We start from the raw sequence: 23,893 nt of genomic DNA, 5'->3' as shown, positions 1-23,893 counted from the left end.
ATGGCAGTAAAAGTAGGTATTAATGGTTTTGGCCGTATTGGTCGTAATGTATTTCGTCAGGCATTAAAAAATGACGAAGTAGAAGTTGTAGCTGTTAACGACTTAACAGATGCAAACATGCTCGCACACTTATTGCAATATGACTCTGTTCATGGAAAGCTAGATGAAGATGTTTCTGTTAACGGAGATGCGCTTGTTGTTGGTGGAAAAGAAGTAAAAGTTCTTTCTGAAAAAGATCCAGCAAGCTTACCTTGGGGTGACCTTGGTGTAGAAGTCGTTATCGAATCTACTGGTATTTTCACGCAAGGTGAAAAAGCAAAAGCACATATTGATGCTGGCGCGAAAAAAGTTGTTATTTCTGCACCTGCTAAGAATGAAGACTTAACAGTTGTAATGGGTGTAAACGAAGATCAGTATGACCCAGCAAGTCATCATGTGATTTCGAATGCATCTTGTACGACCAACTGTTTAGCACCATATGCAAAAGTATTACACGAGAAGTTTGGTATTAACCGTGGTTTGATGACAACAATCCACTCTTACACAAACGATCAACAAATTCTTGACTTACCACATAAAGATTATCGTCGTGCACGTGCAGCAGCTGAAAACATCATTCCAACAACGACTGGTGCAGCAAAAGCTGTGTCACTCGTATTACCAGAACTTGAAGGCAAATTAAATGGTATGGCAATGCGTGTGCCAACTTCAGACGGTTCACTTGTAGACTTAGTGGCTGAACTTGATCAAAACGTAACAGCAGAAGAAGTAAATGCAGCACTTAAAGATGCAGCAGAAGGTGAATTAAAAGGAATCTTAGGCTATTCTGATGAACCACTTGTATCTGCGGATTATGTAGGTAACACAAATTCTTCTACCATTGATGGAATCTCTACAATGGTCATGGAAGATAACATGGTGAAAGTTGTTTCTTGGTATGACAACGAAATGGGCTATTCTAGCCGTTGTGTAGACCTAGCAGCTTACCTTAAAAAACAAGGACTATAAATGTTAAGTCATATGGGAGGGGGATCAGTCCTCCTCCCATTTTTCAAAATCATACTAGTAGTGCTCGTGACTAAAGCGTACATACTAGCTAAGTATTGCAAGGAGGTTCATATAAGATGAACAAAAAAACCATTAAAGATATCAACACAACTGGTAAAAAAGTATTTTGCCGCGTTGATTTTAACGTACCTATGAGCGATGGAGAAGTAACGGATGATACGAGAATCCGTGCTGCGATTCCAACCATTGAGTATTTAACAGAGCAAGGTGCCAAAGTCATCTTAGCGAGTCACCTCGGTCGACCAAAAGGGGAAGCCGTTGACGAACTTCGTATGGACGCAGTGGCTAAGCGACTTAGCGATTTAATAGGAAAAGAAGTTGTAAAAACAGATGATGTCTACGGAGATGAAGTCAATCAAGCTGTCAGCAATTTAACAGACGGCGATATTCTATTGATTGAAAATGTTCGTTTTGAACCAGGCGAAACAAAAAATGATCCAGAATTAGCAAAAGAATTTGCTCAGTTGGCTGATTACTTCGTCAACGATGCGTTTGGAGCTGCTCACCGCGCACATGCGTCAACAGCAGGTATTGCAGAGCATATTCCAGCTGTTGCCGGATTTTTATTAGAAAAAGAACTAGACGTGCTAGGTAGTGCATTATCAAATCCAGAACGTCCATTCACAGCGATTGTTGGTGGAGCGAAAGTTAAAGATAAAATTGGCGTTATTGATAACCTCTTGGATAAAGTGGATAACTTGATCATCGGTGGCGGTCTAGCGTATACGTTTGTCAAAGCAAGAGGATATGAAATTGGTAAGTCGTTATTAGAAGAAGATAAAATCGACTTGGCGAAAGAATATATGCAAAAAGCCAAAGAAAATAACGTTAACTTCATTATGCCAGAAGATGTGATCGTTGCAGATGACTTCTCGAATGATGCAAATACACAAGAAGTATCTATCGAAAACATACCAGCTGATTTAGAAGCATTAGATATTGGACCAAAAACGCGTGAAAAATATGCTAAAATTGTGGCTGATTCGCAATTAGTCATTTGGAATGGCCCAATGGGTGTGTTTGAACTTGATGTATTTGCGAATGGTACCAAAGCAGTTGCTGAAGCATTAGGACAAACAAAAGGTTATACTGTTATTGGTGGCGGCGATTCTGCTGCAGCGGTTGAGAAATTTAATTATGCTGATCAAATGGATCATATTTCTACCGGCGGTGGCGCTTCGTTAGATTTATGGAAGGGAAAGAACTCCCTGGCGTTAGTGTATTATCTGATAAATAAGGAGAGGTGTTCACATGCGTAAAAACGTAATCGCAGGTAACTGGAAAATGAACAAACTGTTAGGTGAAGCTGTTCAATTTGTAGAAGACACGAAAGATAAAGTGGCTTCAAAAGAACAAGTGGAATCCGTGGTTTGTGCACCATTTCCATTTTTACCATCATTAGTCGAAAAAGCAAAAGGTACCGATCTAGAAGTAGCGGCCCAAAATATGCACTTTGAAGATAAGGGTGCATTTACAGGTGAAGTGAGTCCAGCAATGTTAGCGGATATCGGTGTGACTTATGTTGTACTTGGTCACTCTGAACGACGCGAAATGTTTGCTGAAACAGATGAGACCGTCAATAAAAAAGCTCATGCAGCCTTTCAGCACAATCTAACTCCAATTGTTTGTGTAGGTGAAACGTTAGAACAACGTGAATCGCATCAAACAATGAACATTGTTGAAAATCAAGTAAATGCTGCGTTAGAAGGATTAACAGAAGAGCAAGTGAAACAAACCATTATTGCTTATGAACCAATTTGGGCCATCGGTACGGGTAAAACAGCGACTTCAGAAGAAGCGAACGAAGTATGTACACATATCCGTAACGTCGTAAGCAACAGCGTATCACAAGCAGCTGGTGAAGCCCTTCGTATTCAATACGGTGGAAGTGTAAAACCAACCAATGTTGATGAATTATTGGCGCAATCTGATATTGATGGTGCGCTTGTAGGTGGTGCAAGCCTTGAAGCTGATTCATTCTTACAGCTTGTGGAGGCTGGTAAAAAATGAGTCAGAATCAACTAGGTGCGTTAATTATTTTAGATGGTTTTGCGTTACGTGATGAAGAGAAGGGAAATGCTGTGAAACAGGCAAACACCCCGAATTTTGATCGCTATTGGAATCAATTCCCGACAACCCAACTTACAGCTTGTGGTGAGGCAGTTGGTTTACCAGAAGGCCAAATGGGAAATTCCGAAGTGGGACATTTAAACATTGGCGCTGGACGAATTGTTTACCAAAGTCTAACTCGAGTGAATGTATCGATTAAAGAGGGCGACTTCTTTGACAATGAAATAATGGTGAATGCGGTAAAACACGCCAAACAAAATGATAAAGCATTACACATTTTCGGTTTATTATCTGATGGTGGTGTTCACAGCCACATCGACCATATGTATGCCGTCTTGAAAATGGCTGCTGATCACGGCTTGGACAAAGTATATGTGCACGGATTTTTAGATGGTCGTGATGTCGATCAGAAATCAGCTAAGATTTATATCAAGCAGGCATTAGAGAAAATGGACGAGTATGGTGTAGGGGAATTTGCAACCATTTCTGGTCGTTATTATTCAATGGATCGGGATAAACGTTGGGATCGTGTGAAAAAATCATATGACGCTATGGTCTATGGTGAGGGACCAACTTATACGGATCCGCTAGCCGTCGTTGATGACTCCTATGAGAATGAAATCTATGATGAATTCGTGATTCCGTCCGTGATTACGGATCAAGATGGAAATCCAAAAGCGACGATTGAAGATGAAGATTCGGTCATATTCTATAATTTCCGTCCGGATCGAGCGATTCAAATTTCACGTACATTTGCCAATAATGATTTTGATGACTTTGATCGTGGAGAAAAAGCACCGAAAGATATACACTTTGTGTGTTTAACGAACTTTAGCGAAACAGTGAATGGCTACGTTGCTTATGAACCTGTAAATCTCGATAATACAGTTGGTGAAGTGTTATCCAAGAATAACTTAAATCAATTACGTATTGCCGAGACAGAAAAATATCCACACGTCACGTTCTTTATGAGTGGTGGACGTGAACAAGAATTTGATGGCGAAAAACGCATCTTAATCGATTCACCGAAAGTGGCTACGTATGATTTACAACCAGAAATGAGTGTTTATGAAGTAACAGACGCCTTATTGGAAGAGTTAGATAAAGATGAACAAAATGCCATTATTTTAAACTTTGCTAACCCAGATATGGTGGGTCATTCTGGCATGTTAGAGCCAACCATTCAAGCGATTGAAGCTGTCGATGAATGTTTAGGTAAAATCGTCGATAAAATCCATGAAAAAGGTGGTCATACGATTATTACTGCTGATCATGGTAACTCAGATGAAGTGATTACGTTGGATGATGAACCGATGACAGCACATACGACTAATCCGGTACCTGTAGTTGTCACAAGAGAAGGGATTACCCTACAAGATGAAGGAATCCTAGCCGATTTATCGCCAACATTGTTAGATTTATTAGATGTAGAAAAACCGAAAGAAATGACAGGGAATTCTTTAATTAAAAAATAACCAAACATAAAGGAGCGAATAAACAATGCCTTATATTACAGATGTGTATGGTCGCGAAGTATTAGACTCTCGTGGAAATCCAACAGTAGAAGTAGAAATTTTCACCGAATCAGGTGCTTTTGGTTCTGCTCTTGTACCAAGTGGTGCTTCCACTGGTGAACATGAAGCAGTAGAATTACGTGATGGTGATAAAAGTCGCTATCTAGGTAAAGGTGTTACCAAAGCAGTAGAAAACGTGAATGAAATCATCGCGCCAGAGCTTTTAGGAGTGGATGTGACACGCCAAGTTGTGATTGATCAACTTTTATTAGAACTTGACGGAACAGATAATAAAGGAAAATTAGGTGCGAATGCGATTCTTGGTGTCTCCATGGCAGCAGCTCGAGCAGCAGCAGATTACTTAGGTGTGCCACTTTACACGTATTTAGGTGGATTCAATGCAACAACTCTACCAGTACCGATGATGAATATTCTGAATGGTGGAGAGCATGCAGACAATAACGTAGACATTCAAGAGTTTATGATTATGCCAGTTGGTGCGCCAACATTCCGTGAAGCACTACGTGTTGGGGCAGAAGTATTCCATAACTTGAAGAAAGTGCTAGCTGGTAAGGGCTATAATACTGGTGTGGGTGACGAAGGTGGTTTCGCCCCAGACTTGAAGTCAAATGAAGAAGCTTTATCAACCATTATTGAAGCCATTGAAGCAGCTGGATACAAACCAGGTGAAGAAGTGAAACTAGCAATGGACGTTGCTTCTTCAGAAGTGTATGAAGATGGTAAGTACAATCTAAAAGGTGAAGGCGTTGTACGTAACTCTGAAGAAATGGTTGAATGGTATGAGCAATTAATCGAAAAATATCCGATCGTTTCAATTGAAGATGGCCTTGACGAAAATGATTGGGAAGGTACGAAGCTATTGACTGATCGTATCGGTGATCGCGTACAATTAGTTGGGGATGATCTTTTCGTAACCAATACCAAACGTCTTGCGCAAGGAATTGAGCAGGGAGTTGGCAACTCAATCCTTGTAAAAGTGAATCAAATTGGTACATTAACAGAAACATTCGAAGCGATTGAAATGGCGAAAACAGCAGGCTATACAGCTGTCATTTCCCACCGTTCAGGTGAAACAGAAGATGCAACGATTGCGGATATTGCGGTAGCGACTAATGCAGGTCAGATTAAGACAGGTGCGCCATCTCGTACTGACCGTGTCGCGAAGTATAACCAGCTATTACGTATTGAAGATGAATTAGTGAGTACCTCTAAGTATGCAGGGGTAAAAGCTTTCTATAACTTAAATAAATAAGCTTTTGTGCAGCTAAACCAGTATCACATGAAGTGGTACTGGTTTTTTCTTTGTCTAGGAAATGGTGAATTTTTATGTATGAAGACAAAATGTATTAAGATTAGATTCAAATGGTGTTATATGGTAGGATATGCGTCAAACAGGGGATGCGGAAGTAGCTGTTAGCCTCGAAAAAGCAAATATGCGTCAAACAGAGGAAGCGGAAGTAGCTGTTAGCCTCGAAAAAGCGGATATGCATCAAACAGAGGAAGTGGAAGCATCTGTTTGCCTAAAAAAATAGAGTATTGCGCGTTTTCTGGGAAATCTTCGCATCATCAATGGGCGATTTCCCAGTGGTTGATGGTGTACTGGACAATCAACCACTTCGATTCCTAGAAGCCATTAAAAAAGTTCAAAATGTTAAAAGAGACTGTCTAGCATATGCTTTGACAGTCTCTTTTTAATATTACTGGTTTGTTTTTTCGCGAATGAATTGCTCAACTTCTTCTGCCGTATCCATATTAAGCAACTGATTCTTATAAGAAGTGATCTCTTCTTTCGATAAGTCTCTCAATTGTGTACGTGCTGGCAGAATGGAAGTCGCACTCATACTGAACTCATCTAATCCAAGACCTAACAGAATCGGAAGTGCGATGGAATCACCAGCCATCTCACCACACATACCAGCCCACTTACCTTCTGCATGTGCTGCCTCAATGACATTATGAATGAGATTGAGGATAGCTGGATGATATGGTTGATATAGATAGCTAACACGTTCGTTCATGCGGTCAGCTGCTAACGTATATTGAATAAGATCATTGGTTCCGATACTGAAGAAGTCAACCTCTTTAGCAAACTGTTTTGCAATAACTGCTGTTGCAGGAATCTCAACCATAATACCGACTTCAATCGAGTCAGATACATCGATTCCTTCGTTTGCTAAATTGTCTTTTTCTTCTATTAAAATCGCCTTCGCTTGGCGGAATTCTTCCAAGGTAGCAATCATTGGGAACATGATCTTCAAGTTACCATAAACACTAGCGCGCAATAACGCTCGAAGTTGAGTACGGAATATGTCATCGCGTTCAAGACATAAGCGAATCGCACGATAACCTAAGAATGGGTTCATTTCGTCAGGTAAATCGAGATATGGAAGTTCTTTATCGCCCCCAATATCGAGCGTTCGGACAACGACAGGTTGATCTTCCATTTGTTCGAGTACCGATTTGTAAGCTTCAAATTGCTCTTCTTCGGTAGGAAGTTCATTTTTCCCCATGTATAAAAACTCTGTACGATAAAGTCCGACACCTTCACCACCGTTGCGAATGACACCATCAATATCATCTGGCGTACCAATGTTAGCAACCAGTTCGACTTGATGGTTATCAGAGGTTACAGAAGGCTCGTCCTTTAATTTTGCCCATTCTTGTTTTTTCTTTTCAAATTCTTCTTGCTTTTGCTGATAGGTTTCGATTTGATCATCAGTAGGATTGATAATGACTTCACCATCAATACCATCAACGATGAGGATATCGCCATCGCTAGCTTGTTCGGTAATATCTTTGGTACCGACAACGGCTGGAATTTCTAATGACCGAGCATGATGGCAGAGTGTGAAGTTCTTCCTCCAATGTTCGTGGTGAAACCTTGTACAAATTGTTTGTTTAATTGAGCAGTATCCGAAGGAGTTAAGTCTTCAGCAACAACAACCACTTCTTCGTCAATTAATGCAGGGTTTGGAAATGATACGTTTAATAAGTGAGCCATGACACGCTTAGTGACATCTTTAATATCCGCCGCGCGCTCACGCATATATTCATTGTCCATACTCTCAAACATTTGAATAAACATTTGAGCCGTTTCATCTAATGCATGTTCAGCATTGACTTGTTCGTTTTTAATTTTATCTTTTATCGGGTCAATTAATTCAGGGTCACTAAGTACTAATAAATGAGCTGAAAAAATCTCAGCATGCTCTTCACCTAAGGTTTGTTTCGCATGTGATTTAATTTTTTCTAATTCCTCAGTTGAAACTTCTAACGCTTTTGTTAAGCGGTCGATCTCGCTTGTTGTATCTTCAACTTTCTTCTTCTCAAAAGAAAGGTCTGGAACAGCGAGTGTATATACTTTTGCAATCGCTATTCCATTTGATGCAGCTATCCCGCTAAGTTTGCTCATGAAACTTACTCTCCCAATCCTTCTGATTTAATGACGTCATAAACGGCATCGATAGCTTCTTGTTCATCTGAACCGTCAGCAGTGATTTTGATTTCAGCTCCTTGAGGAATTCCAAGAGACATAACACCCATAATTGATTTTAAATTGATCGACTTGCTATTGTATTCTAACGTCATTTCCGCTGTGAAACTACCTGCTTTGTTCACAAGTACGGTTGCTGGACGAGCGTGAACTCCTGTTTCGTCTGTGATTGTCACTGTTTTTTCTACTGCCATAGTAAAAAACCTCCTATTATGATTTTAAATAAGGTCATGCTTCCCCTTAATTTTACTCTTTTTCCGGGTGATATTTCAAGAAATAATGAAAAATTTTCACCAAGAAGACACATCTAGCGAGCATGGCAATTATACGGAATGTGTCTTTTGAGCACAAATCATTTGCTTATCTAGCCAAGATAAAACATGTTGATAAACTTCAAATCGATTTGATTCATTGAATAACTCATGCCTTGCTTCTGGATAAATGGTTAGGTCAAGATTGGAAAGGCCGACTGATTGATAGAAATGATACGTCTTTTTGATCCCCTTTCCCAATTGCCCAACAGGATCAGCATCACCGCTTAAAAAGTAAATGGGTAAATCCTTTGGTATGTGTTTGGCTCGATCTTTTTGTTGAATCAGCTGTAACCCTTTATATAAATCGTAAAAAAACTGATGTGTCGGGATGAAACCACATAGCGGGTCTTCGATGTATGCTTGAATCGTTTCTTGATCGCGCGTTAACCAGTCAAATGAAGTGTTGTTTTCTACCTTTTTATTGTAGCCGAGAAATGTTAATTGATTCATGAAAGGGGACGGGGTGGCTTTTCCTTTCCATTTCCCCAACATTTTTGCTAGCCATTTGCCAATGATAAGTAACGGTTTTGGTTGCATTCCGGTCCCTAATAAAATCACGCCACTTAACATCGCTGCTTCTGGATGCGTCATATAATGTCTAGCGACAAATGATCCCATACTATGGGCGATCACAAAAACAGGAAGGGAAGGATGTTTTTCGCGAAGGTTATCCGTCACCTCAATCGCATCATTTGTTAAACGCTCAAATCCTTTGGTGTTAGCAAGGTAACCGAATGTAAGCTGTTGGTCATTCGCTGTTTTGCCATGTCCTCTTTGATCATATCCATATACGACGAACCCATGAGATATGAGATGCTCGGCAAAGTGATAATAACGTTCAATATGTTCAGTCATGCCGTGAATCAACAGTATGATAGCTTTAGGTTTCGTTTGATGACTGGACCATTGTTTAAGAAAAATTTGTTCTTGATCTGACATGGTCATCCATGTTTCTTGAATGTCCACATACCTCACATCCTTAACGTTATGTTTATCTTCATGATATCATGTTTTATTGAAATCCATCGACAATCACAGAATTTGCTTGCTATTAAAACCTTTTCTATGCTACATTAATATTATGTATTTGTACGTCTAGGAGGTGTCTGCAACATGTTGTCGGTTGCAATGACGTTATTAATTATTGATGCAATAGTTCTCATTACCTTTGTTTTATTACAATCTGGAAAGAGTGCAGGACTTTCTGGCGCGATTTCTGGTGGTGCTGAGCAACTATTTGGTAAGCAAAAAGCAAGAGGACTTGATTTGTTTCTTCATCGGGGTACAATTGTAACAGGTGTATTACTGTTTGTGCTCACGTTTGCGATTGCTTATCTTCTATAAACGAGACACACACATAACGAAAAGCAGGAACATCCTTTGCATAACGCAAAGGATGTTTTATTAAGACTATATGTAATTACATATCATGTGATGCGACATAAAGGAGTGGACGAACAATGAAAGTGAAACAACCAGAACCATTTATGTTTGAAGGAGACGAACGTGCGGTATTATTATTACACGGATTCACAGGTCACTCAGCAGATGTAAGAATGCTAGGGCGTTATTTGAACGGAAAAGGTTATACATGTTTAGCACCAATTTATCGTGGTCACGGAAAGTCACCAGAAGAATTAGTACAAGCTACTGCTGAAGACTGGTGGGAAGACGTGCAAGAAGCGTATCAGTCATTACGGGATAAAGGTTATGAGAAAATTGCCGTCGTCGGATTATCACTCGGTGGAGTTCTTGGATTAAAGCTTGCCTGCAACTATCCGTTAGAAGCAGCTGTTACGATGTGTTCTCCAATGTTTTTCGACAATGAAGAGCAACTGACGAAAGGATTCCGCCATTTTGCTAAGGAATATAAACAACTCGAGCAAAAAGATGAAGCGACTGTAGAATCAGAAGTTGAGCATTTAATTGATGATGCACGTACTTTATTCCAAGAATTAGCACAGACGATTCAAGATGTGAAAGATAATGTAGATATGCTATATACGCCTACTTTTGTCGTACAAGCCGCACAAGATCAAATGATTAATGTCGAAAGTGCGAATTACATTTATGAAAATGTAGAAGCAGATGAAAAAGAGATGAAATGGTATGAAAAATCTGGTCATGCGATTACATTTGGTCCTGAGAAAGATCAGTTGCATCAAGACATTGAACAATTTCTCGAATCAAACGTTACTTAATTTGCCATACTAAATGAAAAAGAAGAGGTGATCCAATGGATGAATCACTCCAACAATCGATCGTGGATTATTTTCAAGAAAATGCTACAAAGCCATTATCTGTTCAGGAATTAGAAGAGGAATTGGGTGTAAAAGATGCCGAAGCGTTCAAACATTTAGTGAAAGCATTAAATGCATTAGAAGAATCAGGGGAACTAATCAGAACGAGAAAAAATCGTTATGGATTACCGGAAAAAATGAACTTGATTCGCGGCACAATTCAAATGCATCAAAAAGGATTTGCTTTTCTATTGCCAGAATCTGAGGCTGAGGACGATGTGTATATCAACCATGCAGATTTAAACGCTGCAATGAATGGAGATACAGTATTTGTTCGTGTTGACCGGCATGAAGATAGCCATTCAAAAAAACCAGAAGGTGTCGTTGTTCGAATCATCGAACGAGCGACGGATCAAGTCATTGGAACGTATGAGGATAATGGTGCCTTTGGTTTTGTTATTGCCGATGATAAGCGCATTCCAAATGATATTTTTGTACCAAAAGATGAGTCAAAAGGTGCCATCGATGGACATAAAGTTATTGTAGAGATGACCAAATATCCTGAAGGACGTATGAGTGCAGAAGGTCGTGTGCTGGATATACTTGGTCATAAAAATGATCCAGGCATCGACATTTTATCGATTATCTACAAAAATAACATTACGATCGATTTCTCTGATGAGGTATTGCAACAAGCAGAAAACACACCTGAACAGATTTCGGAAAATGAATTGCAGAACCGAAGAGATCTACGAGATGAGACGATTGTAACCATTGACGGTGCGGATGCGAAAGATTTAGATGACGCGGTGTCAGTGAAAAAATTAGAGAATGGAAACTACAAATTAGGCGTTTATATTGCAGATGTCACTTATTATGTTGAGGAAAATTCACCGATTGACAAAGAAGCTTTTGAAAGAGCAACAAGTGTGTATTTAGTTGATCGCGTGATCCCAATGATTCCACACCGTTTATCGAATGGCATTTGTTCATTGAATCCACAAGTTGACCGCCTCGTGTTAGGCTGTGAAATGGAAGTTAACGGAAATGGTGATGTCGTTAATCACGAAATTTTTCAAGCAGTGATTAATACAACGGAACGGATGACCTATCAAGCGGTAAATCAAATCCTTGTTGATGATGACGAGGAAGTCAAACAGCGTTATCATTCCTTAGTGCCGATGTTTGAAGATATGCGTGATCTAGCCGAAATGTTGCGTAAAAAGCGGTTCGGTCGTGGAGCTATTGACTTTGACTTTAAAGAAGCACAAGTGGCTGTAGACCATAATGGAAAGGCAGAAGATGTCGTCATTCGTGAGCGTTCTGTTGGTGAGCGTTTAATTGAAGAATTTATGTTGTGTGCCAACGAAACGGTTGCTGAGCATTTCCACTGGATGGATGTACCATTTATATACCGTATTCATGAAGACCCAGAACCAGGGAAACTGCAAAACTTTTTTGAATTTATCGCACGTTTCGGTTATGTCGTCAAAGGAACTTCAAATGACATTCATCCGTCTGCATTACAAAAAGTCTTAGATGAAGTTGAAGGTAAAGATGAGGAAATGATTATTTCTAAGCTGATGCTTCGTTCGATGCAACAGGCTAAATATGACCCGCAAAGTATTGGTCACTTTGGCCTTGCAACGGATTTCTATACTCACTTCACTTCACCGATTCGCCGTTATCCGGATCTAATTGTTCATCGATTAATTCGTACGTATTTGATTCAAGGTCATTTAGATCCTAATACGAGGAACTATTGGAACGATGAGCTACCGGAAATCGCCAAGCATTCATCTATGAAGGAACGGGCAGCGGTTGATGCAGAACGTGAAGTGGATGACTTGAAGAAAGCTGAATTCATGCAAGACAAAATTGGTGAAGAATTTGAAGGGGTTATCAGTTCGGTTACGAATTTTGGCTTATTTGTTGAACTTCCAAATACAGTGGAAGGTCTTGTGCATGTCAGTTATCTAACGGATGATTATTACCATTATGATGAAAAAGCTTATGCAATGATTGGCGAACGAACAGGCAATGTATTTCAAGTTGGCGATGCGATTACAGTGAAAGTAGCAGAAGTTAGTTTGGAAGAGCGATCGGTTGACTTTGAAGTCGTCGGAATGAAGCCTAGTAAGAAAAAATCAAAGGCCAAAACCGATAAGGTAATCGAGGCGAAACGGAACAATCATGGCTTAAAAAAGAAGGCCAAAAACGCCCAAAAAGCAAAGGGAAAAAAGAAAAAGAACGGTAATAAAAAGAAAGGAAAGTAATGCATGCTTTACTTTCCTTTTTCCTCTTCAGGATAAACCAATGTTAGGATATTAGCGCGTGCTTTCTTTTTTTGTTACAATAAAGATTACGTGACATGAGGAGGAACCGAGGATGGCAAGAAATAAAGGACGAGTAATTGCACAGAACAAAAAAGCAAACCATGATTTTTTTATTGAAGAAACCTTTGAAGCTGGCCTTGTTTTAAAAGGAACAGAAATTAAATCGATTCGAGCTGGGCGAGTGAATTTAAAGGATAGTTTCGCTACGATTCGTAAGGGAGAAGCTTACTTGCACAACATGCACATTTCTCCGTATGAACAAGGAAACCAATTTAATCATGAGCCGACGCGAGCAAGGAAATTATTGCTTCATCGTAAAGAGATCGATAAGCTCGTAGGTGATATTCAGCAAGCTGGCTATTCGCTTGTGCCACTTAAAGTGTATATTAAAAATGGTGTTGCGAAACTTTTAATCGGTTTAGGAAAAGGGAAAAAGAAATATGATAAACGAGAAGACATGAAGCGAAAGCAAGCCAAACGTGATATGGATCGAGCCATCAAAGAAAGTTTCCAGCAGTAATTACCAGTTCAAATGTCTTGAACATGGCATTGATTATGTTATAATAATACTTGTCGTTACGGAAGATATCACAATTTTATATAAACATGAGTAAGATTATCTTTTCCGTTAACGCATTCTCTTCATGGGGACGTTACGGATTCGACAGGGATAGATCGAGCTCAGGCTGCACGTCGAGGTTACGACTCGTAAACCGTTACGCCAATAATAACTGGCAAAGAAAACAATTACGCTTTAGCAGCTGCATAAGCACTGCTGAAGGATCCTTCCTACCATCGCCCATGTGGTAGATTGAAGGGTCTCACTCATTAGTGGGCTACGCTGTCATCCTCCGTCTGTGGATCGGCAGAAGAGATCAATCAGACTAGCCACTCGGACGCCAGTTGGTAGGCAGAAGAGCTGGCGAAATCGCGAATATACCAACTAAGCGTGTAGAAGCCTGAGAGGCGATATCTCTGGACGTGGGTTCGACTCCCACCGTCTCCACCAATTAACTATAAACGTTGATATGGTGGTTTTTTTATTATCGTGATACACTTTGTGATACACTTTCACTTGAAATCACTCATATTTACGACTTGAGCAGGCTTAAAATCATCTTCCATTTTTGCAATTGCTTCATCTTCTTTATTGGGATATAAATGTGCGTATATATCATATGTCGTGGATGTATTAGCATGTCCTAGACGTTTGCTAACAATTTGAATGTCATTGCCTTGATTTATTAGATAAGATGCATGAGAGTGTCTTAAATCGTGTATTCTGATTCGTTTTACTTCGGCCTCCTTAATGTAATAAAAAAAATAACGGTCAACTGTTGTGTGTGCTATATGGTCGTAAAATTCACCAAAAACTACATAATCAGGTTTGTTTTTATTCATTAGCTTCAATTCGCCTAATAGATTCATGGTGTGTTGGGGCATTTTTATTTTTCGAATAGACGATTCATTCTTCGGTGATGTCACTCGTCCATGATAAACAGTCTTATCAATATTAATTGTATTACTTTCAAAATTAATATCCTTCCAGGTTAAAGCTAGTGCTTCACCTTTTCGTAATCCTCCATAGAAAAGAACCATGAAAAAGGTTTGGAACATAGGTTCTTTTATTACTTGGACAAACTGCTTAAACTCTTCAATTGTCCAAAACTGGACTTGTTTATTTTCTTTTATATCAACATTTCCAACTTCTCTCGCAACATTCAATTTTAAGTATTCAAGCTTAATTGCGTAATTGAAAACAGCTGATAATACCGTATGCACTTTTTTAACACTGCCTATAGATAAAATATCCAGCAGATCATCATGAAAACGAACAATGTCACGTTTTAATATATCCTTGATTTTTTTATGTTCAAATTGAGGTTTTAAATGAATTCGAATAACACTCTCGATTTTCATGTAAGATGATTCTTTTCTGCGTTTCTTATACCAATTCAGGTACATGTCAGCAATTTTACCAAAAGTGATGTTCTCTTCATCTTCTACATCGAAATTATAAAGATTCAGCTAGTGGAGGGAGTCTTATGTCTAACACAAAACTTTACATTGTTAGACGTGAACATCGGATAAAACAAGCTGATATTGCCGAGAAATATGTATTTCTAAGCAAACTTACTATTGAAAGGAAAAGGGGATTACACCCTTTACACAAACAGAAATGGTGATGTTGGCAACTGTATTCGGGTGTACCTTAAACGATTTATTTTGGGAAGCAGACATACAGAGGTAACACCAGGATCATTGAAAAAGTTTATTACTGGTGACGGGAATGCATCAAAAGATAATCTTATCCTACCGCTGTATAAGAAGTTTAAATACGAGCATGATTCGGACAACGTAAGAGATGCCTATGTATTAGCCCAAATTGGTAGATACATAGATGGGCTAGATACACCAACAAGGTATCAAGAAGCGGTTCTTAAAAAGGTGATCGGATGAATGAAAAGAAGATCGATTTATACATAGACGAGATTAAGAAGTATCAAAAGCAAATAAACAATTTACCGGATATTGATAAAGTATCAAGAATAAATCTACTCTCCAAGCAATTAACGTTGATTGGGATACTATCCAGTGAATACGCCAAGCAATACAAAGGATATTGATATTGTAAAGGGAGCAAATTCTGTTTGGCAACCTGGAGATCCTACAGGTCAAATTGTTACAAGGTTATCAACTAATAAACAATTAAAATATTTAACTGAAATTACTGATGTCATTGGACAGGTATATGATGCATTGCCGGAAGATTATCAAAAAATGACGGAATTAAGGTATTGGTCCAAACAAAAATATACATGTGATTTAATCGCAATGAAAATAGGTATAAGTGAACGCCAAGCGCGTCGTTGGCGAAACGAGATTGTGAAGATAACTGCAGAACAATTGGGGTGGAGATAATACATTCGGTATTAAACATTAAATTCCTTTTATGTAAATAAAAAAAAATTAAGTTAAAAGAAGGAATTTAAGTCTTTTTTGTCGAATCTATTAATTGAACTAAAAATTACAAGGAGGAGTATATTATGAAAAAATTAGTATTGTCCTTAGTTACTGTCGTCTTAAGTGTCTTAGTTGTAGCGCCAGTTTATGCCGATGCTTCTACAGAATACTTCAGGTGGCCTGCTGAGGGAACAGTAACATCAGAATACGGCATGCGCTGGGGGGATATGCATGAAGGTATAGACATTGCGAAAAAAGGTGATGTTCCTGTTACTGCAGCGTATTCCGGATATGTTACAAGATCAACTGAGATGAATGGGTATGGAAATATTATAACTATTCGACATAAAATTGGTGGAGATACTTATGAAACTGCTTATGCACATCTTAGAAGCAAAGCTGTATCCGTTGGAGATTATGTAGATATAGGTGATTTTATTGGATGGATGGGTAATACTGGTGATTCATCTGGTCAACACTTGCATTTTGAAGTTCATAAACCTTCATGGAGAAATTCAACAAATCCACGAGATTATTTAGGTAGTAGAGCAGGGGTATTGGATGGTACAGAATTCAATCCTACTAATGGTTCTTATGGATATGTTCAGATCGATACATCTCCTGAATATGGTGTTAATGTCTATGATGCACCCAATGGTGATTTTGTGAAAAGAGTACCTGGACAATCAGTATATGGTGTATATGCTAAAGAAGATGGATATTATAATCTAGGCGGGAATCAATGGGTAAAAGAAGGTAGTGTCAACTTTAAAAGATTTAGAGCATACGTGAATTATGATCATAGATATGGTGTAAACGTCTATGATGCTCCTAGTTCTAATGGAGATTTTATTAAGAAGGTTTCTGGTAACGATGTATTTAATGTTTATGAATACAGAAACGGATATTACAATCTAGGTGCTGGGCAATGGGTTAAAGGTGACAATCTATTGATTATTAAGCCTCTGTTTAATTAATAAGAATATAGCACAAAAATGTCCGAAAGATGTCCGTTTTGGCACCTAAAACCGTGTTATTATGATAGTGTGGAAGAAAACCATAAAGATGATTCTCCCTTCATTCCTATGCAGCAATCGCTTATGCGGTTGCTGTAATTTTTGGCAGGAATTTTTAATTTTGTGTCGAATTAGTAGGTAGAAGGGGATGGGAATATGAAATGGTTTGAAAGAAATATTAAAGTTGGTCATTATTTCTATATTATTTTAATTCTTGTTATTATAATTTGTTTTACTGGTAATTTAGGCAGTATAACTGCAGGTGACATTAATGGTGTCAATATAAATGGTTCTACTTTTACACAAGACAGTACCGATGGCACTATTACCTTAGATAATAATGGCTTTGAGCTTTTGGATAACACTTATGATGAAAAAATATTCATTGGTATAACAAACAGCGGTGGAAACCATGGTGGGAATTATGGTGTTTACTTCCAAAGACCTGATGATTCGTTTTTGGGTGGATTATCCTATTACTATACTGATTTGATATTAGAAGGAAAATCAAATGTATCTATTATAGGTTGAGATCTAGGGGTTGGTATTGATGGTTTAAGCTCAGTTTCAGATTTGGGCACACAGATTGATGGAGGCTTGCGAGTAGATGGAAATGGCGTTTTGGTCAGATCGTCAGGACGTTCACTTATATTAAGATCGTTATCTGATGGTAATTTTGCAGCAACATATGTCGATTTCCAAAATACTAATGGTGACCGTTTAGGTTACTTCGGCTTCGGTAAGCCCGAACGATAATGTGTTTTACATTAGTAACGATGTAGCAGGTGCAGTTGAAATAAGAGCTGATTTACACGTTAACGAAGATTTCACAGTTTCGGGTTCAAAGTCAGCTATTGTTGATACTGTATATTATGGTACTCGAAAAATGTATGCCGTTGAATCCCCCGACAATCGATTTGTTGCTTACACGGAGCATGTGCTTGAAGAGAGTGAGCATGAAATCATTATTGAACCTATGTTTTTATAAACGATCTCTCAATATTTTGTAGTACCGCATATTCAAAACGGTGCAGACGTGACTATCATCCAGAGATCGGATGATAGATTCAGGGTTTCCGTAACCAAGCATAAAGCCGAAGTTGTATTTGAAGTGAATGGGTTACGTAAAGGATATGAAGGTGTATATATGGAACAAGTAAAAAATAACGAGGAGGAAGTAGTATGAAACAAGATGTTAATAAAATCATAGATACAGTAAGTAATGAGTGGGCGCAGGATTTATGTAATACTAAAAGAAAAATTGCTGTATTGGTGGAGGAAAATCGATTATTAAAGCAAGGAAATTAACAATTGAGACAGGAATAATCAAGCACCTAACCGGGCGTATTTTTTTATGCAGGAATTTCTTCCTTTTTGTCGAATAAATGATGAAGAGGAGGGATTTAGTTGGAAATAGAAACAAGAATCAATAATTTCATTATTTCTATTATGAGCGCTATAGAGAATGAAAATTGGTATGCGGCTCTGTCTATATCACTTACATTACCAGATATATGTTCTAAAATTGAAAAGCCTAAGAACTCACCCAATGATAGATATCCTAAATGGTTCGATAAATATGTATCAAAATATTACACTGTTTATCACAGAAATTCGAAAATAAATACTTTCTTAACTGGTAATGACGCGTATGCATTGAGATGTTCCTTTTTACATCAAGGGGAAACTAACATCGAAGAACAAAAGGCTAGAAAGGTATTAAATGATTATGTGTTTGTTGCACCACTTGCAAATAGTATAGTGCATAATAACAAGGTGAATGACACATTGCAATTGCAAGTGGATATTTTTTGTAAAGACATAATAGAAGGGATAAAGGAATGGTTAGACGACGTTAAGAATAATAAAGAAATTAACGAGAGGGCTAAAAATATAATAGAAATAAAAAACAACTCACCTTTCTACTTTTAAGGTGTAGTATATCAAAAATTAATGATATATAAGCATCTCAATAATGAGGTGCTTTTTTTATATCGAAAATTATAGGAGGCTAAAAATGGATATGGCAATCAATAGTCCTAAAGCAATCATAGGGGTGGTTGCTTTTTGTTTTAGTTATTTGTTTGGGGGATGGTCGCATTTGTTAATCGCATTGGTGGTTTTTGTAACATTTGATTACATCACAGGGTTAGTTGCAGTAGGGACAGAAGGCAAGATAAAAAGCCAAGTTGGATTTTGGGGGATTCCCAAAAAGATATTAATCTTTGGTTTAGTTGCGATGGCTGGAATGGTTGATAAAGTTTACGTTGATTTAGTCGGCGAGTCTATCAATATTGGTGGATATGAGTTAAGCGTAATGAGCGCAACCATGGTTAACGAGTTTATTAGTATCAGTAAAAATCTTGGAAGATTGGGCATGCCAGTCCCAAGCCCGCTTAAAAAAGCGATTGAAATTTTTAAAGATCAACCAACAAAAGGAGAGGATAAATAATGGTCAACATTAAAAAATGGATTGTATCGGATGAAGTAGCAAAGGAAATAACGTACGGTGATCGAATGGTAAAAAGACCATTACCGTCCACCAAACAGGGAATACGAATGAAGGTGAGAACGCTGTCGCTCATGCCAAAATACAGTTAGGTGGTAACTCTCGTAAAGCTTCCTGGCATTATCAAGTTGATGATTTACAGGTTATCCAGCCCTTTGAGAATGATGCGCAGTGCTGGCACGCAACAGATGGGCATGGACCAGGTAACTTAGATGCAATCGCTGTGGAGCTATGCGTTAACTCTGACGGTGATTATCAAAGAACCGTCGAAAACGGCGTTAAATTAGTTAAGCATTTGCTAGATAAGCATAACCTGTCTATTAATGATGTAAAGCAACACCACGATTGGTATCCTAAAAATTGCCCAGCTCAATTACGAGCTAGGAAGAAAGGTATCAGCTGGGATGACTTTTTACTGATGGTGCAAGGTAAATCTATTGATGCACCTGAACACAAAGTAAAATCAGCAACGGATGATAATAACGGTGCAAACCTAACGGTTGACGGATACTGGGGTACCAAGACCACCACTGCATTACAAAAATCGCTGGACACAGTTGTAGATGGCGTGATTAGTGGCCAGGTCCACAATCAAGCAACTGATGCGGTTGTATCTGGTATAACCTTTGGGGGAGGTGGTAGCTTAGTAATCGAGACATTGCAACGTAAAATTGGATCCACAGATGATGGATTACTTGGACCTAACACGGTAAGCGCATTACAAGAGTATCTTGGCACTGTAGTAGATGGTGTAATTAGCGATCCATCACTTGTGGTAAAAGCATTGCAACGTGCACTTAATGCAGGTAATTTGTAAAAAATAGGCCCTCACAATGTGGGGGCTTACTTTAAGGAGTTGTTATTAAATGAATTTTGATCAAAAACTGATTAAATTAGAAAGTAAAGAGAAAGAGCTAGAAATGAAAATTAATAAAGACATTAAAAGATATTTTATTGCAAAAGTACCTAAATGGGCTGAACAGTCACATTAAATATCAAGCGGTAAGGCGATATGTCTTTGTTTCATTTATTAAACTAAATACTTTTTGTAGTTATGATTACTATCAAATAATCACATTACTTGATAAAAACAAACTTATTTGAGAAGGTTTTTAATATTTTCAACTATTTCATTAATAGTGTTAATACCGCTATTTAATGCAAGTTTATCAGATAATGAGTAACTGTATTTATTAACTTGATCTGCTGTTACATTATGCCAAATCGGTAAAAGCATTTGCTGGTTGGAACTACTTTCTTTGTTAAGAATTCCATCCAGTTCATAGTTCGTCCAATATTTATCGATGAAGCTAGGCGATATTACTACAATCCCGTATCGTGAATGCCGAAGTCCTTTGTCAATTTCTTGACGAATACTTTTCCCCCAGCCAATACTATCGCTATCATACCAAATACTGATATCAGCTTCTTTAATAGCCTTTGCTAAATCGTTAACAAAACCGTCCTTATCGTCACTTGAGTGAGAAATAAATACGTCATATTCCTTTTGAACTTGTGATTCATCATCTGAAAAGTTATCATCTGATGTTATAACAGACTGTTTATATTTAAATTCTTTTAGTTTTCGTTCTTGCTGTTTAAAAAGTTTATCCTGCTCCTTTTGTTTTAATGATTGCAAATCAGCTTGTGCTTTTTGAAGTTCGGTTCTCTTTTTAGAAATTTTAGTAGCCAATTTTGATTGTTTTTCTTTAGCTGAGGAACTCTTTTTGTTTTCTCTTTGAATTTCATTCCTTTTATTTTTCATTGTAGAAGTACTTTTGGTTCTATTAATCGAGGCTTGCGCTTTATTTATTTTACTTAGTGCGTCACTCTCTTCTTTTAATTCTTTTGCATGCTGAGATTCAAATTGTTTGAGTTCTCTTTGCAAGCGACTAATTTTACTATCTAGCATAGATGTACTTGGCATACACATTCTCCTTCTTATAAAGCTAATTTATTTAAGCAACATTTTTTCTTCTCTATCTCAACATATTTCTACACCAGCCAACAGAATTCCTTCAAATTCATACTTTTTTCTCCCTATTACAAGAATTTTCTTTTTTGAATTTAAATAATCATTTAGAATGTCGATACATAGATTTGGAGGGGATTATATTGGAAATTAAATTTACTGATGTTTTAATTTTAATCACAGGAATAACAACTGTGCTGTATTTCTTTTCTTCGCATAACATAAAATCAATAAAAGAATATTCAAAGACTGAAATAGATAATGCAACTAGAAAATCATTTACCTTTTTAAATATAAGTATCTACTTGATACCATTTCTAATCACTGCATTTTTAAGTCTGCTTTTATATAACAAATGTAATATTTCTATGGATACTTTAAGTAAATTTTTCCGAATCACCATTTCGTTAGTATTAGTCATCACATGGATTTCACCTTTTTTGGGACACATTTTTCACTTTAAGCATAGAGTAAAAAAACGTATTAGAAGTATCTTTTATGAAAAAAATATATATGATCGAGATGAAGTAAAATATTACAAATGGATGAATAGGGCACATAAGTTATTAATTACTTGTGGTACTTTACATGGTCTAATAGCACCTCTTTTTATACAAATAGAATCGCCTCTATCTTTTCAAAATATTTTGGTTTCTATATTTTTAATCTATGGATTAATAATTATATTATATTCACTCAGCAACATGATGGTATATGCGATTACTTATAAATTCGAAAAATATAGATTTGTTACATACGATGGAATTTCATTCAAAGGATATTTAATAGCTGAGGATGCTGAATTTTTTGTTATAAAACAAGATAAACAAAGGGTGCAATTTATAAAAAAGGATGTAATAAGAGGTTATGAATGTTTAAATTTTTAAGCGCATCTAGTGGCAATCTCTACGATGCGCTTTATTACTTCTTTTTGTCAAATAACCCCTCAAGTATCTCCAACACTTTCTTCCGAATAGCCGGATTAAAATAATTCCGTTTCTCTTCTATTTTATCGCGTATAAAAATGTATTCCGTAAATAACTCACTCTTATTTGATAAAAACATTTGTAGTTTTTGCTGCTAAATTCTTTACCCGTCATTCCAGATTTGCTTCACATTTCTTTTAATAAGCTACCAATATTTTCATCTTCCATTTCTACCTCTCCTAACTTCGAGTGTTTAACAAATAAGGGTAGTCCATCTGTAGCATACATGTATTGCAGAAAGTTATTAAAAGTAATTTTATATACTTCCTCACCCGTTTGTTAAAGAACAATTTATTTATTTTCCTTTTCTTGTAGCCATAGAAACAGGTTTGTAATAAGTTTAGATACAATGGAAAGTGCCACAAATAATAGAAATAAATGAACATAATTTACTCCCTTAAATATATGGAGCAAGTGGAGTTTTACCATAATTGGTTCTAATACAAAGGCAATTATTGCTGATAATATTACAGCGTATAGATAGATATTCTTTTTATGATTTAACGTCCATTGATATAACAACATAAAACACACTGGTATCAATGAAGCGCTAAAGGAAAATCCCGGTAAAAAGGGGGTAATTTGATAAGGGTATTCCCACAGACCCAGACTAACAGCGATAGAAGTAGCGTAAGAAAACCATACATGATAATTAAGTCCAAAAAAACCAAGAAGTAACATTTTATTTTTATCAATTAAAATGAATAACACTATTAGGGGTACGATTAATAATAGAGTGATTACCCAAAATTGCCATACATCAAAGTTCGAAAATGATGTCCAATACTCTTTTTCAAATTGAGTTACCTCTTCAGTCATAGACCTGATTTTATTTAAGTGTTTTAATTGTTCTCCCTTCACTTACTATCCCTCCCGATAATGCATAATTATCGGGTATTTTAACCATTTGTTTGTTAAACTATTCTGCCCATTAGTTTGAACAAGCCACTTAGAAGTTCGTTGAATAAACATTCCTCGTTATACAATCTCTTCATATTTAATTATACATAAAATGCTATAAACATACTGTCGAAACCTACATTGTTTAAATGCCATAAACAAATAGCTAATCTTGCTGCAGTGTATTTATATCTTGATCAATCGTCAGAATGGTCATCGATAAAAATAGGTAGCGTGATAATGTGTTTGCTTCATGATCTTTTAGGTAGCGCAATGTACTCACTCCTCATAAAAAGAACATTTGTTCCTGGTATAGTTCGAAATGTTAAGTTGTGCAAATTGTATTTTATGGAAGGAATTTAACTAAAACTGTCGAAATATACAATGATCACAAAGCAAGGGTGGTGTGAATGTGAATAAACAACGAAGACGGTTTAAAATGATCGGTACCGAATACGATCGTGAAGTAGGGGGGACGAATCGTTAAAGT

General features: G+C 37.3%; 27 protein-coding genes, 1 other RNA gene and 4 pseudogenes. 25 read left to right on the top strand and 7 right to left on the bottom strand.

The annotated features are described in order from the left end of the window. The 6 genes and pseudogenes from gap to J416_RS15760 all read left to right on the top strand — a co-directional run bounded on the left by gap (window position 1) and on the right by J416_RS15760 (window position 6,205). A complete protein-coding gene (gene gap / locus J416_RS07920; protein ID WP_003468171.1) occupies window positions 1-1,008 on the top strand; it encodes a type I glyceraldehyde-3-phosphate dehydrogenase in 1,008 nt (335 codons plus the stop codon). A gap of 116 nt (window positions 1,009-1,124) precedes the next feature. Beyond that, window positions 1,125-2,305, top strand: a pseudogene (locus J416_RS07915) (phosphoglycerate kinase). Between the two features lie 14 nt (window positions 2,306-2,319). Continuing rightward, the gene (gene tpiA / locus J416_RS07910; protein ID WP_003468165.1) at window positions 2,320-3,078 is read left to right on the top strand and encodes a triose-phosphate isomerase; all 759 of its coding nucleotides are present in this window, start codon (window positions 2,320-2,322) and stop codon (window positions 3,076-3,078) included. After that, window positions 3,075-4,613, top strand: coding sequence for a 2,3-bisphosphoglycerate-independent phosphoglycerate mutase (gene gpmI / locus J416_RS07905; RefSeq protein WP_003468163.1), 1,539 nt, complete (start codon window positions 3,075-3,077; stop codon window positions 4,611-4,613). Before tpiA ends, gpmI begins: the two co-directional genes overlap by 4 nt. A 25-nt stretch (window positions 4,614-4,638) precedes the next feature. Further along, window positions 4,639-5,925 carry a phosphopyruvate hydratase gene (gene eno, locus J416_RS07900; RefSeq protein ID WP_003468161.1) on the top strand — a complete coding sequence of 429 codons (1,287 nt, stop codon included), beginning with the start codon at window positions 4,639-4,641 and terminating at the stop codon, window positions 5,923-5,925. A 130-nt stretch (window positions 5,926-6,055) separates the two neighbouring features. Further along, the gene (locus J416_RS15760) at window positions 6,056-6,205 is read left to right on the top strand and encodes a hypothetical protein (protein ID WP_156809551.1); all 150 of its coding nucleotides are present in this window, start codon (window positions 6,056-6,058) and stop codon (window positions 6,203-6,205) included. A gap of 165 nt (window positions 6,206-6,370) precedes the next feature. Here the strand turns inward: J416_RS15760 and ptsP are convergent. The 3 genes and pseudogenes from ptsP to J416_RS07885 form a co-directional block, all read right to left on the bottom strand. After that, window positions 6,371-8,085: pseudogene (ptsP, locus tag J416_RS07895) on the bottom strand (phosphoenolpyruvate--protein phosphotransferase). A 5-nt stretch (window positions 8,086-8,090) separates the two neighbouring features. Then, on the bottom strand, window positions 8,091-8,360 hold the full coding sequence (locus J416_RS07890) for a phosphocarrier protein HPr (RefSeq protein ID WP_003468159.1): 270 nt from the start codon (window positions 8,358-8,360) through the stop codon (window positions 8,091-8,093). A 129-nt stretch (window positions 8,361-8,489) separates the two neighbouring features. Beyond that, window positions 8,490-9,446, bottom strand: a complete 957-nt coding sequence (locus J416_RS07885) for an alpha/beta hydrolase (protein WP_003468157.1) — start codon at window positions 9,444-9,446, stop codon at window positions 8,490-8,492. Between the two features lie 147 nt (window positions 9,447-9,593). Here J416_RS07885 and secG point away from each other — a divergent pair, with 147 nt between their 5' ends. The 5 genes from secG to ssrA all read left to right on the top strand — a co-directional run bounded on the left by secG (window position 9,594) and on the right by ssrA (window position 14,065). Next, entirely contained in the window at window positions 9,594-9,824 is a 231-nt protein-coding gene (gene secG / locus J416_RS07880) for a preprotein translocase subunit SecG (RefSeq protein ID WP_003468155.1), read from the top strand. A 116-nt stretch (window positions 9,825-9,940) separates the two neighbouring features. After that, complete coding sequence (locus J416_RS07875) at window positions 9,941-10,681, top strand: alpha/beta hydrolase (RefSeq protein WP_003468154.1); 741 nt, start codon at window positions 9,941-9,943, stop codon at window positions 10,679-10,681. Window positions 10,682-10,716: 35 nt separating this feature from the next. Beyond that, entirely contained in the window at window positions 10,717-12,996 is a 2,280-nt protein-coding gene (rnr, locus tag J416_RS07870; RefSeq protein ID WP_003468153.1) for a ribonuclease R, read from the top strand. A 112-nt stretch (window positions 12,997-13,108) separates the two neighbouring features. Further along, complete coding sequence (gene smpB, locus J416_RS07865) at window positions 13,109-13,576, top strand: SsrA-binding protein SmpB (protein WP_003468152.1); 468 nt, start codon at window positions 13,109-13,111, stop codon at window positions 13,574-13,576. Between the two features lie 126 nt (window positions 13,577-13,702). Further along, window positions 13,703-14,065: a transfer-messenger RNA gene (gene ssrA / locus J416_RS15415) on the top strand. 62 nt (window positions 14,066-14,127) lie between these two features. Here the strand turns inward: ssrA and J416_RS07860 are convergent. Then, window positions 14,128-15,030, bottom strand: coding sequence for a tyrosine-type recombinase/integrase (locus J416_RS07860; RefSeq protein WP_276116527.1), 903 nt, complete (start codon window positions 15,028-15,030; stop codon window positions 14,128-14,130). A gap of 288 nt (window positions 15,031-15,318) precedes the next feature. On the opposite strand from J416_RS07860, the gene J416_RS07855 reads away from it, so the two are divergent. The 13 genes and pseudogenes from J416_RS07855 to J416_RS16440 all read left to right on the top strand — a co-directional run bounded on the left by J416_RS07855 (window position 15,319) and on the right by J416_RS16440 (window position 20,537). After that, window positions 15,319-15,516, top strand: a complete 198-nt coding sequence (locus tag J416_RS07855) for a hypothetical protein (RefSeq protein WP_052000945.1) — start codon at window positions 15,319-15,321, stop codon at window positions 15,514-15,516. Next, entirely contained in the window at window positions 15,513-15,683 is a 171-nt protein-coding gene (locus J416_RS15920; RefSeq protein WP_169331766.1) for a hypothetical protein, read from the top strand. Before J416_RS07855 ends, J416_RS15920 begins: the two co-directional genes overlap by 4 nt. Then, the gene (locus tag J416_RS07850; protein WP_003468130.1) at window positions 15,652-15,978 is read left to right on the top strand and encodes a transcriptional activator; all 327 of its coding nucleotides are present in this window, start codon (window positions 15,652-15,654) and stop codon (window positions 15,976-15,978) included. Before J416_RS15920 ends, J416_RS07850 begins: the two co-directional genes overlap by 32 nt. 125 nt (window positions 15,979-16,103) lie before the next feature. Further along, the gene (locus tag J416_RS07845; RefSeq protein ID WP_003468129.1) at window positions 16,104-16,997 is read left to right on the top strand and encodes a M23 family metallopeptidase; all 894 of its coding nucleotides are present in this window, start codon (window positions 16,104-16,106) and stop codon (window positions 16,995-16,997) included. Between the two features lie 195 nt (window positions 16,998-17,192). Further along, on the top strand, window positions 17,193-17,567 hold the full coding sequence (locus J416_RS07840; RefSeq protein ID WP_003468128.1) for a hypothetical protein: 375 nt from the start codon (window positions 17,193-17,195) through the stop codon (window positions 17,565-17,567). Between the two features lie 226 nt (window positions 17,568-17,793). Then, complete coding sequence (locus tag J416_RS07830) at window positions 17,794-18,024, top strand: hypothetical protein (protein WP_003468127.1); 231 nt, start codon at window positions 17,794-17,796, stop codon at window positions 18,022-18,024. 194 nt (window positions 18,025-18,218) lie between these two features. Beyond that, on the top strand, window positions 18,219-18,344 hold the full coding sequence (locus tag J416_RS16445) for a hypothetical protein (RefSeq protein ID WP_276116523.1): 126 nt from the start codon (window positions 18,219-18,221) through the stop codon (window positions 18,342-18,344). 99 nt (window positions 18,345-18,443) lie between these two features. Beyond that, on the top strand, window positions 18,444-18,968 hold the full coding sequence (locus J416_RS07825) for a hypothetical protein (protein WP_003468126.1): 525 nt from the start codon (window positions 18,444-18,446) through the stop codon (window positions 18,966-18,968). A gap of 85 nt (window positions 18,969-19,053) precedes the next feature. Then, window positions 19,054-19,488, top strand: coding sequence for a phage holin family protein (locus tag J416_RS07820; RefSeq protein WP_003468125.1), 435 nt, complete (start codon window positions 19,054-19,056; stop codon window positions 19,486-19,488). Continuing rightward, window positions 19,488-19,637 carry a hypothetical protein gene (locus tag J416_RS15755; RefSeq protein ID WP_156809550.1) on the top strand — a complete coding sequence of 50 codons (150 nt, stop codon included), beginning with the start codon at window positions 19,488-19,490 and terminating at the stop codon, window positions 19,635-19,637. Before J416_RS07820 ends, J416_RS15755 begins: the two co-directional genes overlap by 1 nt. Next, window positions 19,568-19,855, top strand: a pseudogene (locus J416_RS16700) (peptidoglycan recognition protein family protein); the annotation flags it as partial. The gene J416_RS15755 and the pseudogene J416_RS16700, both read left to right, overlap by 70 nt. Window positions 19,856-19,966: 111 nt before the next feature. Continuing rightward, window positions 19,967-20,362 (top strand): hypothetical protein, encoded by a 396-nt coding sequence (locus tag J416_RS16235; RefSeq protein ID WP_240407263.1) that lies wholly within the window; start codon window positions 19,967-19,969, stop codon window positions 20,360-20,362. A gap of 49 nt (window positions 20,363-20,411) precedes the next feature. Beyond that, window positions 20,412-20,537 carry a hypothetical protein gene (locus J416_RS16440; protein ID WP_276116521.1) on the top strand — a complete coding sequence of 42 codons (126 nt, stop codon included), beginning with the start codon at window positions 20,412-20,414 and terminating at the stop codon, window positions 20,535-20,537. A gap of 104 nt (window positions 20,538-20,641) precedes the next feature. Here the strand turns inward: J416_RS16440 and J416_RS07810 are convergent, their stop codons facing one another. Next, the gene (locus J416_RS07810) at window positions 20,642-21,472 is read right to left on the bottom strand and encodes a toll/interleukin-1 receptor domain-containing protein (RefSeq protein WP_003468123.1); all 831 of its coding nucleotides are present in this window, start codon (window positions 21,470-21,472) and stop codon (window positions 20,642-20,644) included. 188 nt (window positions 21,473-21,660) lie between these two features. Between J416_RS07810 and J416_RS07805 the strand changes: the two genes are divergently transcribed. After that, complete coding sequence (locus tag J416_RS07805; protein ID WP_003468122.1) at window positions 21,661-22,404, top strand: hypothetical protein; 744 nt, start codon at window positions 21,661-21,663, stop codon at window positions 22,402-22,404. 34 nt (window positions 22,405-22,438) lie between these two features. Here the strand turns inward: J416_RS07805 and J416_RS16755 are convergent. Further along, a pseudogene (locus J416_RS16755) lies at window positions 22,439-22,585 on the bottom strand (YhjD family protein); the annotation flags it as partial. A 209-nt stretch (window positions 22,586-22,794) separates the two neighbouring features. Continuing rightward, window positions 22,795-23,364, bottom strand: a complete 570-nt coding sequence (locus J416_RS07800) for a CBO0543 family protein (protein ID WP_003468121.1) — start codon at window positions 23,362-23,364, stop codon at window positions 22,795-22,797. Window positions 23,365-23,893: the final 529 nt, after the last annotated feature.

It is taken from the genome of Gracilibacillus halophilus YIM-C55.5 (assembly GCF_000359605.1).
In the GTDB taxonomy this organism is placed as follows: Bacteria; Bacillota; Bacilli; order Bacillales; family Amphibacillaceae; genus Gracilibacillus; species Gracilibacillus halophilus.
This window is presented reverse-complemented; position numbering and strand designations above follow the sequence as displayed.

Excerpts from the sequence above, each read along its gene's own strand:
- gap (WP_003468171.1), top strand. The coding sequence starts at position 1 with ATGGCAGTAAAAGTAGGTATTAATGGTTTTGGCCGTATTGGTCGTAAT.
- tpiA (WP_003468165.1), top strand. The coding sequence starts at position 2,320 with ATGCGTAAAAACGTAATCGCAGGTAACTGGAAAATGAACAAACTGTTA.
- gpmI (WP_003468163.1), top strand. The coding sequence starts at position 3,075 with ATGAGTCAGAATCAACTAGGTGCGTTAATTATTTTAGATGGTTTTGCG.
- eno (WP_003468161.1), top strand. The coding sequence starts at position 4,639 with ATGCCTTATATTACAGATGTGTATGGTCGCGAAGTATTAGACTCTCGT.
- J416_RS15760 (WP_156809551.1), top strand. The coding sequence starts at position 6,056 with ATGCGTCAAACAGGGGATGCGGAAGTAGCTGTTAGCCTCGAAAAAGCA.
- J416_RS07890 (WP_003468159.1), bottom strand. The coding sequence starts at position 8,360 with ATGGCAGTAGAAAAAACAGTGACAATCACAGACGAAACAGGAGTTCAC.
- secG (WP_003468155.1), top strand. The coding sequence starts at position 9,594 with ATGTTGTCGGTTGCAATGACGTTATTAATTATTGATGCAATAGTTCTC.
- J416_RS07875 (WP_003468154.1), top strand. The coding sequence starts at position 9,941 with ATGAAAGTGAAACAACCAGAACCATTTATGTTTGAAGGAGACGAACGT.
- rnr (WP_003468153.1), top strand. The coding sequence starts at position 10,717 with ATGGATGAATCACTCCAACAATCGATCGTGGATTATTTTCAAGAAAAT.
- smpB (WP_003468152.1), top strand. The coding sequence starts at position 13,109 with ATGGCAAGAAATAAAGGACGAGTAATTGCACAGAACAAAAAAGCAAAC.
- J416_RS15920 (WP_169331766.1), top strand. The coding sequence starts at position 15,513 with ATGAATGAAAAGAAGATCGATTTATACATAGACGAGATTAAGAAGTAT.
- J416_RS07845 (WP_003468129.1), top strand. The coding sequence starts at position 16,104 with ATGAAAAAATTAGTATTGTCCTTAGTTACTGTCGTCTTAAGTGTCTTA.
- J416_RS07840 (WP_003468128.1), top strand. The coding sequence starts at position 17,193 with ATGAAATGGTTTGAAAGAAATATTAAAGTTGGTCATTATTTCTATATT.
- J416_RS16445 (WP_276116523.1), top strand. The coding sequence starts at position 18,219 with ATGAAACAAGATGTTAATAAAATCATAGATACAGTAAGTAATGAGTGG.
- J416_RS07820 (WP_003468125.1), top strand. The coding sequence starts at position 19,054 with ATGGATATGGCAATCAATAGTCCTAAAGCAATCATAGGGGTGGTTGCT.
- J416_RS15755 (WP_156809550.1), top strand. The coding sequence starts at position 19,488 with ATGGTCAACATTAAAAAATGGATTGTATCGGATGAAGTAGCAAAGGAA.
- J416_RS16440 (WP_276116521.1), top strand. The coding sequence starts at position 20,412 with ATGAATTTTGATCAAAAACTGATTAAATTAGAAAGTAAAGAGAAAGAG.
- J416_RS07810 (WP_003468123.1), bottom strand. The coding sequence starts at position 21,472 with ATGCCAAGTACATCTATGCTAGATAGTAAAATTAGTCGCTTGCAAAGA.